Below are 19,143 nucleotides of genomic sequence, written 5' to 3'. Positions count from 1 at the left end.
TTTTTTCGCGATAGCGAAATTTTTTTTATTTATGCCGGTTTAGCTCAATTGGAAGAGCTATCGGCAGTTAACTGCTCGCTCGTTGGTCGGAGTCATCCCTTCGGAGTTTTTTTTATTTTTAAGACTAAACAGAGTTCCCTCAATACCTCTTCTTTTTCCATATTATAGTTAACCTCACTATTATTCCTATCTGTATACTTTCAACCGTTTTTTTAAAGAATATGAGAGCAAATGCTTATATATCAATGTTGATTACTAACTAATCAAACGAATTCTTATGGCCCAAATCCAAACTTTCATAACGTCATTTTTTAGTTGTTATTGTTATCAATTGATTTTAAATTAGAAATATTCACCTTAGATTTGGAAATACTAAATACGAGGTGATGTCCTTGAATTCGATCACGAAGAATTTAGATTTACATGCAGAAGGAAGCTGGCTGCCGATTACGGTATCGTTGCTGTTGTTTATATATGCTCTTTTTATGCCTAAAAAAGAGATAGGTTGGCGAGAATTTTATATTACTTTTGGATTCATTGGTTACTTTGCTTGGATTTCTGATTCGTTATTTGGAAAAATGTTCGATCTCGTGGATTTTGGCAACCCGAAAGTCACGGGAATAGGTGAGTTTTTAAGCTACAGTTTAATTCCTTCTTCACTTGCCGTTATTTATTTAAACTATTTTAAGAAAACTAACAAATGGATGTTAGTCATTATTTTTACTATTATATCTACTTTAATTGAATGGGGGATGAGGAAGGCAGGATACATGAAAGTCCATGGATGGAGCTTTATCCTGTCAATCCCATTGTATTTAGTAGTATATAGTTTCTTACTTCCGCTGCACCGGAAAATAATAAAATGTAAATCCTAAGGGCGCTCCGAAATTATTTTTGGGGACCCTTTTCTTTTTCTACCAAAACTTTTACAAAAATCCGCATTCATATATCTACTTGTACGAACACTTAATAGTTTTATGAATAAATTATAGTATCCGAATTCGAAAGGGGGGACATCATCTTGGGAAAAGAAAAAAAGAGTTCTAGTAAAAAAAGCAGCAAAAGTAATAATGAAGTAAAAAATAATGTTGAAGTAGAAAATAAAGTTGAAAATGAAGCAGAAAATGAAACAGAGGTTAGTTTAAAAGACAAAAATACTAACTCTGCAACAGCTACAGTTACGAACAGTGGAAACTCTAGTGTTTCCATTGATATTTGCGTAGATAGTGATGCTCGTGCAAAAGTACGTTCAAAAGCTAATGCAGAGTCTGAGGATGGCCACAAGGAGCAGAAACACAAAGACAAAGACAAAGACAAAGACAAAGGCAAGGACAAACATAAATACTAATATAATGCTCCTTTATTAAAAGGATAGTCGTGCTAGGGATACTTGATACTATTATCTAGTATCCCTTTTATGCTAGATAAGGAGGGTGAAATTTGGAAAGACTGAGCGAAAATCAATTGAATAGTTTAATTAGAAACAGCGGAAACTCCGATGTGGATTTAACTGTACATGTAGATATTGATACGAAAGCAATCGCATATGGCATGTTATGCAGCTTATATGCCAAAGGAGAATTAACAGAATTGGAGCTTGAAAGGGCCGTTCAAAAACTTGATCGGTTAATAGAAAAGAGTAAGAGAAACCAGAAACCAGTTAGTACATCTATTGAAAATAAAACAACATCACATGATAGGTCCGAGCCAAGAAGAAGAAGCTGGTTCTAGACATTTTCTTAAATTATCATACACATGGAATAGTGAAAAATAATTTCCTGTTTTTTAAAAAAAGGGCCTCCAAGTGCTCTTTTTTATTTTTCGACACTCTGCAACTCCCAGGAAAAATGTTGGATATACATAGGTGTTAGTTTAGTCAAAAGCTAATAAACTTCATATTCTGTAAAAGCTTGACCAATGGACTGGTTATTTTATAAATGGAAATGAGGTGGTGCAGCATGTTAGGAAATGGCATGTACGAAGGTTTGCTAACCAAACTAAAAAATTCGTTCACGTATGAGTTTTGGGTGAAGCCAGAAAGCGTTCAGCCGATTGACCAACAATCACGAGAAAAGCCAGCAAACACAGAAGGTAAAAATTATATCACTGGGCCAGGACATGTTGCTTATTATGATGAAGCTGGAATTAGTGTATCGGTTGGTCGTAATGGAATAACCGTCATAGAACATACGGATATTCATCATTATGCCGTGTTAGTCTATGAGACAAAAATTCATGATTTCATTAATTTTGCTGTCGTCTACGATGATGGAAGGCCTTATTTATTTATTAATGGTAATTTTGTTAAAAGTGGTGAACGAAGTCCTAAAAGAAATGTTTTCCCAGCGGGGATTATGGGTGATCACCTCTTTAATGGGGAGATTAAAGAGATCCGGCTTTGGGACCATTCCCGGACAGAAGAACAACTTAAGCCTACTATGAATCATCAGCTTATAGGGAATGAAAAAGGGCTTTATGGTCTTTGGCTGCAAAAATCAAAGGCAAGAGCGTTGCCATCCAGCACCAAGAATTCTCAAAAAAGCAGTAACTCAAGTAAAGTAAAGAAAAAGAACCAACCTATTGAAGTAAGTATCATCATTCCATCTTTTAATAAATTTCCCCTAAATCTATTTACCCTATATTCACTCGAACAACAAACCTTCAATCCGGCACAAATGGAAGTAATCTTTATCGATGATGCTTCAACAGACCAAACGGAAGAGAAACTAAAAGATTATTCACCTCCTTTTCACTTTAAATATATTCGCAATGAAAGCAATCTTGGAAGAGCGAAGGTACGGAATTTGGGCATTCATTCAGCAAGAGGCAGCCTTCTCATTTTTCTTGATGCTGAAATGATTGCAGAACCGGATTTTGTAGAAAAACATCATAAGTACCACCTAGAAAAAAACAAGGTTATCTTGTCAGGAGTTATGCATTCGAAAAAGATTTACTCCTGTATCTTTCCCGAATTTGATACGGATACCATTACCAAAATCAAAGCCTTAGCAAAACATAATAAAGAGTTAAAGCAGAGGATACGACAAGTTACATTACCATGTGAAGAACCGTATCCGCTATTAGAAAAAAACCAAATTACTAGTAAAACCTATAAGGATCTAGTATTTAAATCTTATTCGTGGTTTAAGACGATTGCCAAACATTTTAACGCAAACATGGACGGATTTATGTTTCCCTGGATGGCTTTTCTGACAGGGAATGTTTCCATCCGCAAAGACTTTATTGAACAAGCCGGGTTGTTTGATGAAGACTTTGTCCAGTACGGATACGAAGATTGGGAATTAGGTTACCGATTATATAAAATGGGTGCTCAGTATACTGTCACAAACGATGTTATCACCTACCATCAAGAGCATCCTGTAGGAAAAAGCAGATGGAAAGAAGCCATAAATAACCTGGAGCTTTTTATATCAAAACATGATGACATTGATGTGCTCATTCTTGGATTAGAGCTTTCCCAACTTGCCGATTTAATTACGATGAATAAGGTCTTAAAAGAGTACAAGGCTCTGGTGCAATCCTATTCAGAGCAGTATAAAGAATTCCAGGAAGACTTTATTCATATACTGAAAACTATCTTCCTTTTACTCCAAATTGATATCCGTCACATTAATATCTTGGGGGCGGCAGGCTTTAGCACACGGGGCAGAAAAGAGCTTCAAAAAGATATCGATTCGATCAAGACTCTTAAAAAATTCACTAATTTAACTACCTTTTTGGAAAAGGTTATGAATTCATAGAAAGCTAGGCAGAGGGAGGGAAATAGGTGGTTTCCATTATTACTTGTACTATTAGAGAAGAAAATATCCATAATGTTTTCAAAAATTATCAACAGCAGACCTGGAAGGATAAAGAGCTGATTGTGATCCTAAATAAAGACACGATGGACATTGATAAGTGGATCAAAAAGGCAAAGAAATATCGCAATGTTCAGGTTTATCAGCTGCATGAAAATGCAACTTTAGGCGACTGCTTAAATTTTGGGATCATCAAAGCAAAATATGATATTATCGCAAAATTTGATGACGATGACTATTATGGTCCCGATTATATCAAGAGTTCGATGGATGTCTTTAAACAGAAAAATGTATCCATAATCGGCAAGAACTCCGTATATATTTATTTTAAAAACAAGAAGGCTTTAATACATGTTTCCGGTGCTGAGAATTCCATCTCTGACACTGTTGCTGGAGCCACACTAATGTTTAAAAAAGAGGTGTTTCAGCATGTTCAATTTGAAAAAGTAAATCGAGCGGAGGATTACTTTTTCATAGAGCAATGTAAAGAGAAGGGGTTTAACATCTATTCTACTGATCGCTATCATTTTGCCGTCATTCGGCACGAAGCAGAAAAACACACGTGGAAGATTCAAGAAGAAGATCTAATGGAATGGGGAGAATTAGTCGCCTATACGGAAGATTTTCAGTCCCTTATATCAAAAAGTATGAATCTCAGAGTCTAACTTGCTGCCCGATTGGCGGCTCTTTTTATTGTTTCGCATAATTGATAAAGTTACTTCAATATCAATCCATTAGATTAAGTCCTTTTTTGGAGGTCATATCTACCACAGCATTCTCATTTCCACCATTGCCACCATCTTTTTTGGCGGGTGGCGGCAATCTGCCTTTTTGTCTCTTCTATCACTTTATATCGCTCTTCCTCTAGTTGCTCCGCTCTTTTTACATACTTCATGATTTCATTAAGCTTTTCTTCCTGCATCGCTTCTGATATTGCCTTTTCCTTCAAATGTTTGATTAAATCCAAGTTTATTTGCTCTAAATGCTCTATACGCTCCAAAAGCTCAGCATGATGGGGAGCATGCTCCATATCCTTGTCAGTTGTGGCTTCTATCGGAACCAGTTCCCTATCCTGATCAATCGTATCTTTTATTGGAACTTGCTCCTTATTCTGATCAATTGTTGTCTCAACCGGAACTACATCCGTAACGACTGTCGTTTTCCTTTCTTGTGAAACCCAGACCATTACGGCTTCGGCAGCCTGTTCCAGGGTTATGCCCTCTTGATTGCTGAATTCAATTAATTTGCGGAGTGTGATAACATCGTTCTCATAATAGCATCTGTGGCCTCTATTATTACGGTGTATGTGATACCCATGCCCTTCTAAGAGAGTGGCATACTTCCGTAATGTATTGCTGTCAACCTGTAGCAATTCCTGTACGTCGGCAGGGGAATATTTAACTGTCATTCCATAACACCTCCGCTATAACACTTCTATTTGAGGCCGAGGGTTTCCTTTTTATTTCTTACCCAAGCTTCTAAATCGGTAGTTTTGAATCATGTTGTTTTGAAAAAGCTGCTCCATTTTACCTCCTTTTTAAATCAAATGTGGACAAACTACACTTCATATAATCAAATCGCCTGAGTTATAAACAAACTTGTCCCCATAAACCATTTATGAGGACAGAACCGGTTGAGTTATTAACAAGATTGTCCACATGAGCCGTCTATGAGGACAGAAATAATGGAGTTATAAACAAGATTGTCCTCATGAACTGTCTATGAGGACAAAATTATCAGAGTTATAAACAAACTTATCCTCATGAACTGTTTATGAGGAAACAATCGCCTGAGATATTAACAAACTTGTCCACATGGGCCAATCAAGGGTGCATAACACTTGATATTTCCGCCCTTTTTTCTTCCACAACCATTAATCCACAATTAATTTATACCGTAATACAGCTGCTAGCCCTGCACCGTGCTTAAATTCTCCATTTTTTATCAAGGAGTTCAATTCTTCCATTGATAGTTTATGTAATTCAATTTGTTCACTGTTTTCCAGGTTTTGTTCGGATGCTGTTAAACCGGCTGCTGCAAATAGATGAATTTCCTCACTGGTTGAGCCTGGGGACGGGTAGAAGCTTCCTAGATCGAGCCAATGTTCAGCCTTAAAGCCTGTCTCTTCCTCCAGTTCTCGTTTGGCGGTTTCCACGGGAGAATCATTTTCCTGCTCAATCATCCCGGCAGGCAGCTCCCACTCCCAGCTTTTTATAGCATGGCGATATTGCTTTAGACAAAGAATTTCATTGTTCTCAGTAATGGGCAGAACACAAACTCCTTTAGCAAAATCTAAATAGGAAAAGGTCTTTTCATCGCCGTTTGGGAGACTGACCTTATCTAAAATCACCCCGAAGCGGTCTATTTTTGCATTAATTGAGCTATTAATTTTCCAAGTCATATTAATCACCTTTCCATTTCAACATAATTTCTATTTTACCGCGAATAGGTATATATGGAAAAGGGAGAGCAAGAAGCTAACTTATCATCCTTCATTTATTTACTACATATTTTAGGCAACTTATTACATATTTTCAGGCACTTACTACATATTTTAGGCTATTTATGACATGTTTTTAGACACTTACTACCTAATTTTCGAAAATAACCACATTTACTGGATAATAATTGGAAAAACGTCGGTTTTTTAAAAATTTACTACATAATTTAGGCCATTTAAGACATATTTTCAGACAATTACTACCTAACTTTTGAAGATAACGTCATTTACTGGATATTAATTGGAAAACAATGAAACCTGTTTAGCTTGGAAAGCAGATAAAGAAGCGCTGCCTGAGTTCCTGCAGCGCTTCTTTTAATCCGCGTAATACTCTTTTTTCTTATTGAGGTACTCTATCTCACAGTTAAGAAGTTTATATGCAATCTCCTTGCCGCTTTTCTTTTTTTGTTCGATGACTTCCCATCTGGAATCCTTGAGCTTAAAATGGACCATGACGTTGGTGTTATCAGGTTCTTTGTAAAGAAGATATAATTCCTGGGGTTTCACAAATAATCTGGGCTTTCCGCGTGATGCCACAATAAAGTGCTGTTTTAACGAGTTATAATAGTCATCATTTTCCTTGCCGCCGTAGATAAGGTTTGCCGCATCCAAATCCCTGTCGGTTATCTCTATATAGCTGCTGTCGTCAATATCCAGGTTGAAGCCTGACATAATATCCTTCATTACGAGCGTTGTATATTGGTCATCTCGCAGCTTCGCCATTTCTTTGCATTCAGCCGTTAATCTTGGAAAATCGGCATGGGCATGTAATGAATGGATGCTGAAGGACATGAACAAACAGCTAATGAGAATGATTGTTTTTGTCACATGATCACCTCTAACCCTATTATTCAGCATCGAAGCGGTGATTATTCTAAGAAGGCACATGCAATAAAAAAACAGCTCCAAATGGAAGCTGTTTTAAATATCTAGATTGCTTGTTTCATTATTTCTGTATTATTAATGGCTATGTGAAGTTGAGTGTGCAATTCTGCTAATTCCTGTTGTTCTTTTTCTTTAAGGCCATTGATGATAATGACTGTTGCATATAGGCAAATTAAAAATGTACTGATTACAATCAACCAAGCTACAAACATTTTATTTCCCCCTTTTGTAATAACTTAAGATGATATTAAGGGATTTTAAGTTATTTCAGTGTGACATATATCACAGAAAATGGGAATTAAAAGTCATCTAGTAAGAATGTTAATATTTTTGTCACATTTCCTAAGTTTAAGAGCTTAATAACGGTATAAATGTGATTAATAACAGAGGGGTTCAACGGACTAACTGGAGTTCCTTGGCTTTTACCGTTTTTTGTCTAAATGAACAAACTCACGAAAAAAATAGACAAACCCAGTAAAAAAATAGACAAAATCCCCTTAAAAATAGACAAACCACCCTCAAAAATAGACAAACCCCATTACAATGAAAATTTTTCCAAAATCTGTATCAAAGCGACTAAATCCTCCGTCTATTTAAAAAAAAGGGGGGCTAATATGAAGTATTTTATATGGGTCATGGCTTTATTGGCGGTGCTTAGCGGATGTGAAAGTCAGGTGAATGGGAATCAGGCTGAGAAGACTAAGGGAAAACAGGCGCAACCGCAAAAAGTGGTACAAAAGGAACAGCTGCCTATGGAGGAAAAAGTGACTTTCAAGCACTCCATACCGGTTAAAATGGATCCAAGTCTTCCAATGGAGTCGCTTGCGACATTCAAGCCCAATGCTCGACCGAATGAAAATAAAGCAAAATATGATCTGAAGGTAAAAGCTGAGAAGGATGGGCAGTTTCAAGTAACGGCCAATATCCAGGTAGAAAATTTATCGGCGGATAGCTGGGAGGATCTTGTTTTTCATTTTATCCCCAATTATTTTACCGAAAAGAATAAGCCGATACATCTCCAAAGCTCTGCGGAAGTACATATTTGGGGGATTCAAGTGGCAGGGAAGACTGCACAATACAATCTTGAAAAAGACACGCTGCAAATATTATTAAATGAATCTCTTAAACCAAAGGAAAATGTGCCAGTAACGGTTACCTACAGTTTTAAACTGCCAGAGAACGGGGCCCGTTTTTCACAGGTAATGGGAAAATATTATTTAGCGGAATGGTACCCGCTTGTTTCCACGTACCGCTCCGGATGGGATAAAGCGGATTTTTCGCTGCACGGGGAATCTTATCACACCGATTTTAGCGACTTTACGATTCAATATGATATTCCAGAAGAATATGCCATCGTGAGCTCGGCGGACGATGACCCGAAGGAATTGGTGACGAAGGGCACCATCACTGGAAGCAATATTAAGGAAGTGTATATGGCGATCGTAAAAGGAATGCCAATGAAATCTGCCGTAGTGGATGGAACGGAGATCCGTGTCTTTAGTAATCGACAGGACGAAGCTTATGAAGCCGAATACTTGGAATTGGCCAAGAAAGCTCTCCAATTCTTTAATGCAAACATTGGGAAGTATCCTCATAAACAGCTGGATATCATCATGGATGAATCAGGAATGGAGTACCCGGGGATTGTCACAGTAGCACAGGGGAACACAAACACGTTTGCCGTCGTCCATGAAATGGCCCATCAATGGTTCTATGGGACAGTCAGCAGCAATCCGTCCTATACGCCTTGGATTGATGAAGGCACCACCAATTTTGCGACGTATTTATTTTTCATAAAAAATGAAAAACAAGCTCCTGCTGACGTGTTTGCAGCAGCAGATGACCATATTAAGATGGCCAAAGACAAGGGAAAGATTGTTCCTTCCAATTATTCGCTCAAGGAATTTGAACCGGAGAATATTTTAACCTACAGTGCATCCGTATATGAAATTCCGAGCTTAAAATTATGGGCGCTTTCAGGCAATAACGCCGACCGTGCATTGGATTACTTGAAAAACTATTATCGTTTATATGCCTATAAGGAAGTAGATGCTAACGAATGGCTGCGCTATACTAGAGCCTATTTTAAAATAAAGGACCCAAAGGCACTGGGGGATTGGATTTCACTTTAAAGGATAGGTATATTGGCACGCCTTTTGATAAAATCTCCCATAAATACGAACGATTTATAGTTATTTTACATTAATGTTCGTATTTATATTGATTATTCCTCGCTGACTTGTTATATTAACAAAGTAATAATTATAAATAACGTGACTCGTATATGCTCGGTAATATGGTCTGAGCGTCTCTACCTGGTTCCCATTGAAAGAGCTAGACTACGAGTTAAAGTATTGGGCGGATTGTTCGGCTTTTTTGTCAATACTTTAACTTTCGTAGGTCTAGAAGGTAGAATTTATCTACCTTTCTAGACCTTTTTCATTGGCTCCAGATTTCGAGTCTATTAACAAGGGGGAGCTTTTTTTGAAGAAATATACTGTATTTGTTGCGGTGGCTGTGTTATTACTGGCTGTATTTGCTGGATTCAAATCCAAAAATGAAACCGTAGTAGAGGGTGCCGGGCGGCCGATTATCATTCAAGGCCCAATGCCGATTGAGGCGGAAAACTTTGCGAATAAATTAGAAAAAGTGAAGGTAGAGAAATCCGGAACGTTTGTTTTTTATAAAGGAAAGCTGAACAATTATCCTGTTATCGTAGTGAAAACCGGTAAGGGGATGGAAAATACAGCTGCAGCTACAGCCGTGGCGATTGAAAAATATAATCCAATTGCCATCATCAACCAAGGTACTTCTGGCGGACATGATCCAAGCTTAAATGTTTTTGATATTGTTTTAGGAAAAAGAGTGACCAACATCGGTTCGTTAAAAACAGAAACCAAGAATGCATACGAAGGAATGGATCCAAGTCAATGGATTCCGATGGACTTGATGGCTTCTGAAGGAAGCGGGTCCGATCCGAATGCTGAAAAGATTCGTTATTATGAGGGAGATAAGGATTTACTGGCGGCAGCGAATGCTGTGAAAGATAAGTACACGAAAGGCAAAGTAGTCGAAGGAACAATTGGTTCAGCAGATGTTTGGAATAATGAAGTGGATCGAATCAAGTGGTTCCATGATAACTATGGTACTTCTGTAGAAGAAATGGAAGGTGCGGCAGCGGCACAAATTGCTAAGGCATATGATGTACCATTCTTGGGTATCCGGGTGCTTTCGAACAATAAAACTAATGGCGGCCAATACAACCCAAATACGGCTGCAGCTAATCAGGAATACGTTTTTGAAGTAGTCAAAAAATATATTGATACGATTGAAAGTAAATAATTGTGTTTTGAATGACACCCCCGCCTCGGTACTGGCGGGGGTGTTTTTTTTGTGTATTGGCTTTTCCATCTTTTGTTTAATTGTCCATAAGGGTTACTAAATTGTCCAAAGAGCTCCAAAAAATGTCCAATGTGCAATCAAAATTGTCCAAAGCCTGCTAAAAAATGTCCAATATGCTTCAAAAATTGTCCAAAGGGCACCGTGAGGAACAAATCCTAAAAAGCCGGGGTCGACTAGGTCTCAAGTCGCAGACAATTTTACAGCAGCCGCCCGAGGTTGATGGCCGGTTGGAAAACCTATAATGAAAAAGGAAAATCAAACCAGTCCGCGAGGGGATGGAAAAATAAACATAAGGGGAGAGAAGTTATGCAGTCTTGGATTAAGTTTTCTTTAAAGAATGCAGGGGTTATTTTTATCGCCATGTTGATGGTGATTGCAGGCGGCATTTATTCCGTCAAAACGATGAAGATGGAGTCGATGCCGAACGTCGATATTCCTTATATTGTGGTCCAGGTTCCATATTTGGGGGCCACTCCAGAACAGGGATTAGAGGATATCGGGAAGCCATTGGAAACCACGCTTTCGGGAATTAAGAAACTGGATAATTTGTATATAGAGGCGCACAGCAATGTGGTTGTGGGGATTCTTGAATTTGAGATGAGCAAGGATATGGATGAAGCGGAAAAGGATGTCACCACAGCGGTCGCAACGATCAATCTGCCGGAAGGGGCTGAAAAACCCCAAATTTTAAAAGACGGTCCATCGGCAGCACCGGTATTTCAATTTGCGCTTTCATCGGACACCGCTAATCAATCCGATCTAACACAATATATTAATGAACAAATCAAACCGGCCTTAACCGGAATCGATGGAGCAGGGGCCATCGATATTTCCGGCGAGACCGAAAAGGAAGTGGCGGTCAAGCTGGATCCTGAAAAGATGAAGAGCTTCGGGATTTCGTATGAAACGGTTAAGCAAACGTTTTTAGCTCACCATTTCTCATTTCCAGCCGGGCAGGTCAATGTGGACGATAAAACCTTAAATGTTCAAGCTGATTTCAAGTTGAATTCCGTAAAGGATGTTGAAGAAATTCAAATTTTGGCGCAAGGGCCAACGGGCGTTCAAAACGTGCGTTTATCAGATATCGCCACTGTTTCTTACAGCAATAAAAAGGAAACAGTTTACACTCGATTAAATGAAAAGCCGGCTGTTCTAGTAGAAATGAAAGCACATCCAGGCTCCAATACCGTCGAAGTGGTGAATCAGGCAAAGGAAAAGCTGGATGGGCTCGAACTTCCGGCTGGGTACAAATTAACGAAATTATATGATACGTCAAAAGAAGTGAAAACATCTGTCGATGGGATGCTGCGGGAAGTGTTACTGGGAACCTTGTTTGCGGTAATTGTCACGTTCCTTTTCCTTCGCAATATCAGAGCAACAATTGTCGCCGTTCTTTCGATTCCGTTATCGATTTTGGCTTCAATGATCACCATGAAATATTTAGATTATAGCTTAAACATGATGACGCTTGCCGGAATTGCTGTGGCTGTGGGACGCGTTATCGATGACTCGATTGTCGTCATTGAAAATGTGTACCGCCGGACGTTATCAAGCCCGAAACGTGATGAACGGATGGTTTTGACGGCAGCTAAAGAAGTAGGAGGCGCCATTACCTCGTCGACCCTTACCACAATCGCCGTTTTTGGACCGCTGTCGTTTGTGCCAGGGATCATTGGCCGATTCTTTGCCCCGTTTGGCATTACAGTCATCGTAGCGCTTGCGTTTTCCTTGATTGTCTCGTTAACGGTCGTGCCGTTATTGGCTAAGTTATTTTTACTGAAGATTAAACATAAAGAAGTCAAGGAGACCATTTTTGAAAAAGCTTATAAAAATGTGCTGTCATGGGTGTTAAATAAGCGGGCTGTTACGGTGGTTACGGCTTTGGTGATGTTCGCCGGTTCGCTCGCATTAGTTCCGATGATCCCGAAGAACTTTTTACCGCAGGAAAAAGCCCTTTCCTACCGGTTAACGGGAGATTTACCTGATGGGACATCACTGGATAAAGCGAATGCCGTAGCCGTTAAGGTAGAAGATATTTTAGGACGCGAAAAAGATATCAATCATTTGCAAACGGTTGTGAATGGGGAACATATTCGTTTTTCGATTGATTTAAAAGAGGATGTTACGAAGGAACAAACAGTTGATTTTGAAAAAAGAGTAAGAGCAAATGTTGAGAAACTGGATGCTGACATGCAAGTCGCGCTTACACCAGTTGGAATTGCCGGTACAAGCGGGTTAGCGTTAATCGTCGAGGGTGGAAATGCCAAAGATTTAGAAACGGCCGGAAAAATGATTACCGAAAAAATTAAGGGCATCGATGGGTTGGAAAATGTGGAATCGAATCTTTCGGGCGTGAAGGAACAGCTTCACTTAGAGATTGATGATCACAAAGCGGCAGAAAAAGGGTTGAGCCCAATCATGGTTGCCGGCTACGTGCGAGAGCTTATCGCCGGGGATCGTGTGGGCGACATGCAAGTGGACGGGAAAACAACGAATGTTCAATTGTCTTTGGCGGGCCAGTCAGCTGATTCGTTTGATGAGATTATGAGTCAAAAAATGACCAATCCTCTGGGGCAGCAGGTAAGCCTTTCGGAAGTGGCCACTCTTACAAAAACACCAAGTCCTTCCGCCTTATACCGCCTAAATCAGCAGCAATATGTGGAAGTTACAGGACGGATTACGACGGACAATTCTTCCGGTGTGCAGGCAGAAGTAGATAAGCGATTAAAAACCTTGGATCTGCCAAAAGGGGTTTCGTACCATTCTGAAGGTCAGGCGCAGGCGATGAATGAAGGCTTCACAAATATGACGATTGCGATGGCCGTTGCTGTGGTGCTGGTGTTTATCGTGATGCTGGTGGCGTTTGGAAATATGTTAATGCCAGTAGCCATTCTGTCTTCGTTACCATTCTTGTTCTCTGGCGGACTGCTGGGATTGTATTTGACGAATCAAGCACTTGGAATGCCAGCTTTGGTAGGGTTCTTGATGTTAATTGGAATTGTGGTTACGAACGCAATCGTTTTGATGGAGCGTGTGAAGCAGAATGAGAAGAAGGGCATGGAGTTGAAAGCAGCCTTGCTGGAAGCAGGAAAAACCCGCCTTCGTCCGATTCTGATGACGGCACTAGCGACCATTGGGGCGCTGTTGCCATTGGCGCTATCGAGTGATGGCGGATTGATTTCGAGATCACTGGCGATTGTGGTAATCTCCGGGTTGTTGACATCTACGCTTTTAACCTTGGTGATTGTGCCTACGACCTATCATATTATGAAGTCTATTAAGGGGAGATTTTTTAGAAAAGGCCGTCAAGGGATTGTGGAGAAGGAAACCGCATAAGGGGCTTTGAAAAAAACCAAGGGGGATCCCCTTGGTTTTTTCCATTTTATGTCTAAATAAACAATACCGCCTAAAAATTAGACAAAACTCCTAAAAAAATAGACAACGGGCTATGAAAAATAGACAAACACCCATAAAAAATAGACAATGTGCCTTAAAAAATAGACAAACCAACTTTATGATAAAAGTGGAATTCTGCTCCTATATTGCTCTACCAGCCTATTATTATGTTCATCCGATCCATCAATATTGCCGCTTAAGAAGATCGGCGGTTCATTGCCATTGTCAGCCATTATTTTAATCGCTTCGGCGAAAATCGCATTTAGGATGACAGCACCAACAACGGTTGAAGTCGGAGCAAACGGAACGGCAACCTTTTCATACGATAACGCCGCATCACCTTTTGCAGCATGGTTATCGATAACTAAATCCACGGAGTTATAGAGATGGTGCCCGCTTTTATGCCTAGATGGCTGGCTTTGTGAATATTCCATTGAGGTGATTCCGATCACAAAGGTTCCTTTTTTTTGTGCTTCTTGGGCAACATCTACCGGAACAGGGTTACGACCGGAAGTGGATAAAACGAAAACAACATCCTCTGGGCGGAAATCCTGATCCTTCAAAAATTCTTCGGCAAGGTTATTCTGTCTTTCAAGCTGAGAGGAACGTAGTGCTCCTTCGTGCAGCATTAATGGCTCTACAAGGATGGGCTTAATTGGAACAAGGCCGCCGGCACGGTAGAAAACTTCTTCCGTTAATATGTGTGAGTGACCGCAGCCAAATAGCTGAACGATCCCACCATTTTGAATAGCCTCAGCGACTTTTTCAGCCGCTTTCTTGAGATTTGCTTTTTCACTATTCTCGACTTGCTCGATTTTTTCTTTTGTTTTTGCGAAATATTGTGTAAGCACTTTTGATCAGCTCCTGACTACGAATAGCTTGCTTAACTATACTATACTCTTGTGTATAACATTTCCCTAACTGGAAAATATTAAGTAAAAAATCATTTTTTACAAAAAATGAATTCAGCCTTAAAATAGCTTTTTGTGTTAAGGGAGATTAAAAATGAATAAGGAAAAAATAGGTGGACTCCAACTTTTTTATTTAATGGCTGGATATGTGTTAGGAACGGCGATTATTTTAGGGTTAGGGCTGGATTCGAAGCAGGATGCTTGGATTTTTATCACCATCGGAATGTTGAGCAGTTTGATTTTAATGGCTGTTTACACGCAATTAGCCTCTTATTATCCGGGGGATTCCCTTGTTCAAATGCTTCCAAAGATTATCGGGAAGTACCTTTCTTATCCGGTCATTGTGTTATATATCCTTCACTTTACATATTCGGCGGCTAGAGCGGGAAGAGAATTAGGGGATCTGATCGTCACGACAATTCTTTCTGAAACTCCTATTATAGTAGTGATTGGAAGCTTTATGCTGCTCATCATTTATTGTTTGCGGGGCGGGGTTGAAACCCTTGGCCGTATGGCTGAAATCATTTTTCCCGTTTATATTTTTTCCCTTATCCTGATTTGGGTTTTATTATTTAGCGTGGATCAATTTGATATAAAAAATCTTACCCCGATCCTTGGTAGGGGTGTTAAACCTTTATTGAAACAAACCTTTCCTGTAGCAGTCAATTTTCCATTTGGAGAAACCATTGTTATCATGATGCTTTTTCCATTCTTAAAAAAGCAGCAGTATGCACGAAGGATTGGGATGTCCATCCTTTTGGTTGGAGGCATTCTCTTAACCATTAATTCGATTATGATGATTTCCGTCTTAGGGCCGGAAATTTACAGTCATGATATCTTTACTCTTCTTTCTGCTACGCAAATGGTTTCCGTAGCAGACTTTCTGGAACGCTTCGATGCCCTGGTCATTTTAATGATGGTAGCCGGAGTGTTTTTTAAGGTAGGGGCGTTTCTTTTTGGAGCTGCAGTTGGAATTTCTCAATTATTTAAGTTAAAACAAACTCGTTCTGTTCTGCTTGGACTTGGGTCCATTGTTCCCCCCTTATCGCTCATCACCGCATCGAGTTATGTTGAACATTTAGAATTTGGTTTTAAGGTGTATGTACCTTATGTTCATACTTTGTTGCAAATTATCATGCCAATTTTATTCCTTGGCATCGCTTTTATTCGAAAAAAAATGGGCCATATATAATTGCTTGGCTAATGAGGGTGGTGCCGATACTTGAGTCTGTTTCGCAAGACTACAAAATTAAGTTCTAAAAAACAAAAAAGTCAGCAAAACGAAAATCAAAATCAACCTGAATCGGTTTTATTATCAGGCCGTCTTCAGGATGACTTTCAACAGATTAAGCAGCTGTTTGAAGCAGCGGGAGATTTCGTATATCGGGAGATTGAAATAACTCCCAAATATCCGGCCGTTATTTTATACCTGAACGGAATAATCAATGTTGAAAGAATGGAGTTACATGTGATCCAGCCATTGTTAAAGCATGAGGCGGGATTATTGCCCCCCTATCCAACCATTGATCACTTTAAAGCGCTGCTTAGTGCGGCTCGAGTCACCCTGGGGGAAACCTTTCAGGAAGCAATTGATCATATTTTATCGGGGAGCACAGTTTTACTCATCAACGGCTTTCAAAAAGCCATTTTTATCAGCGAGCAGGCATGGGAACAGCGCTCGATTGAGGAGCCTGCATCGGAAGCTACTGTATTAGGGCCAAGAGAAGGGTTTACGGAGAATGTCACAACGAACATCAGTATGATTCGAAGACGTTTAAAAACATCCAAACTAAAATTTGAAATGATGAAGGTTGGTAAGCTGTCTAACACGGGAGTAGTTATTACATATCTTGAAGGAATCGCGGAGCCTTCTATACTAGAGGAAGTTCGGAGCAGAATCGAGCGGATTGAAATCGATGCGATTGAGGACAGCGGCTACATTCTGGAGTTTATTGAGGATCAACCCTTTTCCGTGTTTCCACAGATTTTGCAAACGGAACGGCCAGATCGGGTGGTCGGAAATCTTCTCGAGGGGAGAATTGCGATAATCGTGGACAATAGTCCTTTTGCCTTGATTGTACCGGTCACTTTTTTTCAAATGATGAATTCGCCGGAAGATTATTTTGGAAGGTTTATCATGACCACCTTTATTCGATTTATCAGGTATTTGTTTTTAATCGTAGCATTATTATTTCCATCCATTTATATTGCTGTCACCACCTTTCATCACGAGTTATTGCCAACCAATCTCATATTCAGCGTTGCGGCCTCAAGGGAAAAGGTTCCCTTTCCTGCGGTAATAGAAGCTTTGTTAATGGAAATTACGTTTGAGGCACTAAGGGAGGCGGGTTTACGATTACCCAGACCGATTGGATCGACGGTCAGTATTGTGGGGGCCTTGGTTGTCGGGCAAGCCGCGGTTGAGGCTGGAATCGTTTCGGCACCGTTGGTCATTGTGGTTGCGACGACAGGGATTGCTTCTTTTATGTTTCCCAGCTATCCCTTAACAGGAGCGATCCGGCTTCTTCGTTTCTTTATGATTTTTCTAGCTGCAACGCTAGGGTTTTACGGTATCTTCCTTGGCGTATTTTTTATCTTGGTTCATCTCGTGCAGCTTCGCTCTTTTGGTGTTCCCTATTTAGCTCCTCTAGCTCCCTTTCATTTTAATAACGTGAAAGATTTATTAATCCGCGTTCCATGGTGGATGATGAATGAGCGTCCACAGGAAACGGGAAAAACCAATTTGAAGAGGTTACGATACCGAAGACGTAAATACTAGGTTGTTTTTACAAGGACAGGATGGTTCGGATGAGAGTGATAAGAAAGCTTTCGCTATTGGTCATGTCAGTAATTTTGCTTACAGGCTGTTGGAACCGTGTTGAAATTAACGATATTGCCATTGTTACCGCTATTGGATTAGACCTTGTGAAAGGGGACGAGATTCGCTTATCCCTTCAAGTTGCCCTCCCATCCAAGCTGGGGCCGGCGGTAGGAGGAGGTACCGTCGGAAAAAGCACCATTGTCATTTCAGAGACGGGCAGGACCGTTTCCGAAGCATACCGCAATATTCAAGGAAAGCTGCCGAGACGGATCTTTTTTTCTCAAAGCAGGGTCCTATTGGTTAGTGAGGATTTGGCCAAAAAGGGGGTTTCCCATATTATCGATTTTCACACAAGGTATGCTGAACCCCGCATCAACAGTTTTATTATGTTTACAAAGGGAAGAGCCTCAGAAATTCTTAAAAGTATGCCGAGATTTGAAAGTGCTTCGGCCGAAGAAATGAAGGAACTGGCTAAGCAGGATCTTGGAATGAAAATTTATGTCAGGGACTTTCTCAATATGCTTTTAACAGATGGTCTAGAGCCATTTGCCCCTCAGTTTTCGTTAAAGCCCCTTGAAGTAAAGACAAAAGATAAATCAGGGGAAATTCAAGCTTTAAATGGCATCGCAGTCTTCAAAAAAGACAAGTTGGCAGGCTGGATGACTCCAGTGGAAACTCGTGGGCTATTATGGATTCGGAATGAAATGAAAGCAGGGATTATAACTGTTGATGTACCTAAGGAAAAGGGGGGCGGATATGTCAGTATGGAAATCGTCAGAGCGGAAGCGAAATTGGTTCCTGCCATAAAACATGGAAACCTCAGGATGACAGTTAAGATTACCTCCGAGTATAGTGTGATCGAGAATGACTCAAAGCTAGAGTTATTTGAAACGAAGATAATCGAGGATTTACAGGAAAAGGTTGAAAATGAAATTAAAGATCGATTACAGTTGGTCGTAAATAAGGCTCAAAACGATTTTCGCTCAGACATATTCGGATTTGGACAAGCTGTTTACCGGAAATATCCTAAACAATGGAATACCCGGTATAAAAAGAATTGGGAACAGGAATTTGCTCAATTGGACGTATCAATTGACTCAAAAGCTTTTATAAGAAGAATCGGGCTAATTAAGTAAGGCTATTTTGGCAAGGACATTTGCGAAAATTGCCTAGAAACTTTGTAAATGAAAAAGGAATGGAATATGTTTAAGATTTTAGTGATCATCCTCATTTTTGTTATTGTTTTTGCCTGGGAAGCGCCGCGGTTATTTCGAAAAAAAGAAAGGAAGGAATTGGCCGTTTTTTCATGCCTCGTGTTCATTGGATTGGCACTAAGTATCGCAGTGGTCATTTTGTCTTTTATTTAGGGGGCGTGTTTTGGTCTTATGACGTATTTTCGGAGGATTACTA

Annotated in this window: 17 protein-coding genes and 1 riboswitch; of the genes, 12 read left to right on the top strand and 5 right to left on the bottom strand. The window is 39.8% G+C overall.

What is annotated here, in order from left to right; all coding sequences use genetic code 11:
• Positions 1-392 precede the first annotated feature (392 nt).
• From V7161_RS21055 to V7161_RS21035, 5 genes are all read left to right on the top strand, one after another.
• Entirely contained in the window at positions 393-875 is a 483-nt protein-coding gene (locus V7161_RS21055; RefSeq protein ID WP_335714833.1) for a hypothetical protein, read from the top strand.
• A 146-nt stretch (positions 876-1,021) separates the two neighbouring features.
• Entirely contained in the window at positions 1,022-1,348 is a 327-nt protein-coding gene (locus V7161_RS21050; RefSeq protein ID WP_335714832.1) for a hypothetical protein, read from the top strand.
• A 92-nt stretch (positions 1,349-1,440) separates the two neighbouring features.
• A complete protein-coding gene (locus tag V7161_RS21045) occupies positions 1,441-1,731 on the top strand; it encodes a hypothetical protein (RefSeq protein ID WP_335714831.1) in 291 nt (96 codons plus the stop codon).
• A 227-nt stretch (positions 1,732-1,958) separates the two neighbouring features.
• Positions 1,959-3,761, top strand: coding sequence for a glycosyltransferase (locus V7161_RS21040; protein WP_335714830.1), 1,803 nt, complete (start codon positions 1,959-1,961; stop codon positions 3,759-3,761).
• 26 nt (positions 3,762-3,787) lie between these two features.
• Positions 3,788-4,483, top strand: coding sequence for a glycosyltransferase (locus tag V7161_RS21035; RefSeq protein ID WP_335714829.1), 696 nt, complete (start codon positions 3,788-3,790; stop codon positions 4,481-4,483).
• Between the two features lie 113 nt (positions 4,484-4,596).
• Here V7161_RS21035 and V7161_RS21030 read toward each other — a convergent pair whose 3' ends face one another.
• The 4 genes from V7161_RS21030 to V7161_RS21015 form a co-directional block, all read right to left on the bottom strand.
• Positions 4,597-5,226, bottom strand: a complete 630-nt coding sequence (locus V7161_RS21030; RefSeq protein WP_335714828.1) for a MerR family transcriptional regulator — start codon at positions 5,224-5,226, stop codon at positions 4,597-4,599.
• Positions 5,227-5,691: 465 nt separating this feature from the next.
• On the bottom strand, positions 5,692-6,219 hold the full coding sequence (locus V7161_RS21025; protein ID WP_335714827.1) for an NUDIX hydrolase: 528 nt from the start codon (positions 6,217-6,219) through the stop codon (positions 5,692-5,694).
• A gap of 414 nt (positions 6,220-6,633) precedes the next feature.
• On the bottom strand, positions 6,634-7,146 hold the full coding sequence (locus V7161_RS21020; protein ID WP_420491651.1) for a hypothetical protein: 513 nt from the start codon (positions 7,144-7,146) through the stop codon (positions 6,634-6,636).
• Between the two features lie 101 nt (positions 7,147-7,247).
• Positions 7,248-7,415: a hypothetical protein gene (locus V7161_RS21015; RefSeq protein WP_335714826.1), complete on the bottom strand. Its 168-nt coding sequence runs from the start codon at positions 7,413-7,415 to the stop codon at positions 7,248-7,250.
• A 402-nt stretch (positions 7,416-7,817) separates the two neighbouring features.
• On the opposite strand from V7161_RS21015, the gene V7161_RS21010 reads away from it, so the two are divergent.
• From V7161_RS21010 to V7161_RS21000, 3 genes are all read left to right on the top strand, one after another.
• Complete coding sequence (locus V7161_RS21010; protein WP_335714825.1) at positions 7,818-9,335, top strand: M1 family metallopeptidase; 1,518 nt, start codon at positions 7,818-7,820, stop codon at positions 9,333-9,335.
• Positions 9,336-9,461: 126 nt separating this feature from the next.
• Positions 9,462-9,565: riboswitch (purine riboswitch) on the top strand.
• A gap of 164 nt (positions 9,566-9,729) precedes the next feature.
• Entirely contained in the window at positions 9,730-10,545 is an 816-nt protein-coding gene (locus V7161_RS21005) for a 5'-methylthioadenosine/S-adenosylhomocysteine nucleosidase (protein WP_335714834.1), read from the top strand.
• 366 nt (positions 10,546-10,911) lie between these two features.
• Positions 10,912-13,941, top strand: a complete 3,030-nt coding sequence (locus V7161_RS21000) for an efflux RND transporter permease subunit (RefSeq protein WP_335714824.1) — start codon at positions 10,912-10,914, stop codon at positions 13,939-13,941.
• A gap of 176 nt (positions 13,942-14,117) precedes the next feature.
• Here V7161_RS21000 and V7161_RS20995 read toward each other — a convergent pair whose 3' ends face one another.
• On the bottom strand, positions 14,118-14,852 hold the full coding sequence (locus V7161_RS20995; protein ID WP_335714823.1) for an SIS domain-containing protein: 735 nt from the start codon (positions 14,850-14,852) through the stop codon (positions 14,118-14,120).
• A gap of 154 nt (positions 14,853-15,006) precedes the next feature.
• Here V7161_RS20995 and V7161_RS20990 point away from each other — a divergent pair, with 154 nt between their 5' ends.
• The 4 genes from V7161_RS20990 to V7161_RS20975 all read left to right on the top strand — a co-directional run bounded on the left by V7161_RS20990 (position 15,007) and on the right by V7161_RS20975 (position 19,100).
• The gene (locus V7161_RS20990; RefSeq protein ID WP_335714822.1) at positions 15,007-16,104 is read left to right on the top strand and encodes a GerAB/ArcD/ProY family transporter; all 1,098 of its coding nucleotides are present in this window, start codon (positions 15,007-15,009) and stop codon (positions 16,102-16,104) included.
• Between the two features lie 30 nt (positions 16,105-16,134).
• Positions 16,135-17,691 (top strand): spore germination protein, encoded by a 1,557-nt coding sequence (locus tag V7161_RS20985; RefSeq protein ID WP_335714821.1) that lies wholly within the window; start codon positions 16,135-16,137, stop codon positions 17,689-17,691.
• Between the two features lie 29 nt (positions 17,692-17,720).
• Entirely contained in the window at positions 17,721-18,869 is a 1,149-nt protein-coding gene (locus tag V7161_RS20980) for a Ger(x)C family spore germination protein (protein ID WP_335714820.1), read from the top strand.
• Positions 18,870-18,935: 66 nt separating this feature from the next.
• Entirely contained in the window at positions 18,936-19,100 is a 165-nt protein-coding gene (locus tag V7161_RS20975; protein WP_335714819.1) for a hypothetical protein, read from the top strand.
• Positions 19,101-19,143: the final 43 nt, after the last annotated feature.

Source organism: Neobacillus drentensis (genome assembly GCF_036965425.1).
Lineage (GTDB): Bacteria > Bacillota > Bacilli > Bacillales > Cytobacillaceae > Neobacillus > Neobacillus drentensis_F.
The sequence above is the reverse complement of the archived record's forward strand: the minus strand, read 5'-3'. Positions and strand labels throughout refer to the sequence as shown.